Annotated in this window: 2 protein-coding genes; one reads left to right on the top strand and one right to left on the bottom strand. The window is 40.6% G+C overall.

The window, feature by feature from the left end:
- The first annotated feature begins 223 nt into the window (after positions 1-223).
- On the top strand, positions 224-454 hold the full coding sequence (gene tumA / locus O9290_RS28365; RefSeq protein WP_002771674.1) for an antitoxin TumA: 231 nt from the start codon (positions 224-226) through the stop codon (positions 452-454).
- A gap of 179 nt (positions 455-633) precedes the next feature.
- On the opposite strand, the gene O9290_RS27350 is transcribed toward tumA, so the two are convergent.
- The coding region (locus O9290_RS27350) for a bluetail domain-containing putative surface protein (RefSeq protein WP_288087729.1) at positions 634-1,452 on the bottom strand (819 nt) is incomplete at its 5' end.

Here is a 1,452-nt window from a genome sequence, read left to right as displayed (position 1 = left end):
AATAAGTACGGGCGAAGCATTCGGATAGAAAATCTACCTTTTCACCGATAGGTTATTGTCCGAATGCTTCGCCCCTACAGGACGCGGGCCGATGAAGACGCAAGGTTTTGAACGACGATTCTCTCAAAATCTTGCACCTGTGGGAGCGAGAAAAGCCCCAAAACCTTTACTTTGCCTACATTTCAAATTTATTCAGCAAACCCTATTTTGGAGTAAAAGAAAAATGCGTAAACAGACCATTCAATATACATCATCTTTAGATGCTTTGATTGCTGTTGCCAAGCGACTTAGCGTTTATGAGAACCAACATAAAATGGATTCCGAAGATTTTTATAACCAATACAATCAGGGAACATTATCAGATGATATAATATTTATAGAATGGGCAAACGATTATCGTCATTACCTTGCTTTGCGTCAAGAATTAGAACAAATATTAAATCATGCTGCTTAAACTTTTATCTGATTACCTCAATCAAGTAGAGCAAGCAATTGTGCAGCCAGTAGGGTGTGAAGCGCGATAGCGTAACGCACCAATTTAATGATAGAGGTGGTGCGTTACGGCGGCTTGTTAATTTTGGTTTTTTGACGGAATTGATAGCCGCCTAACGCCCCCTACGCCTACTTAGAAACTTAGATAAAGAAATTACCCACCGGAATGCTCCCTAAAGCTGGTAAAGTACCAGTAAATCCAGTCATATTTATTAATAAATCATTGCTGGATTGGAAGCCAGCCGCGCTATCATTAATAACGAGGTAAGTTCCAGCTATTGCACCGGTTGTTACCTGCACTAAGGCGGCACTATTAACCCCTAATCCTTGATTACCTGTAATCGCTCCATTAGCATCAGTAAATACTTGATTAATTAAATTCTGTAAAGTGGTGACAGTGCTATTAGCAGCACGACTGAAACTACTAGGCGCATTCATGGCAGTTCCACCTTGAGTTAATAGGTCGATTTTATCACTATTGATGGCAAAATCTGTGATACGATCGCTTGTTGATATGGTAGATTGGCCAAATTGGAAGACGAAGGTATCTGCACCTAAACCACCGGTTAAAGTATCAATTCCCGCACCTCCATTGATTTGATTAATGCCACTATTTCCAGTGATATTATTGTTACCAGCGTTACCTGTACCATTAATATTATTACTGCCAATTAGTCTGAGGTTTTCGACATTGTTGGGTAAGGTGCGAGTGAGACTGGTTTGCCAAGTATCAGTAATGATAACTTCTCCTATTCCTCCTTCGGGATTGATGGTAGCATTAACGGGATTTGACAGGGTTACTGTAAAGGCTTCATCGGCTTCATTAAGGTTATCATTGAGGATGGGAATGCTAATAGTAGCGGTGGAAGTATTAGGTGCAATGGTGATAGTTCCGGTTTTGCTAGTGTAATCTACATTGGCGGTAGCGTTAATGGGTGCAGTGGTATAGTTGAAGGTAAT

The sequence above is a fragment of the Microcystis sp. LE19-41.2A genome (genome assembly GCF_027530405.1).
GTDB lineage: Bacteria > Cyanobacteriota > Cyanobacteriia > Cyanobacteriales > Microcystaceae > Microcystis > Microcystis aeruginosa.
This window is presented reverse-complemented; position numbering and strand designations above follow the sequence as displayed.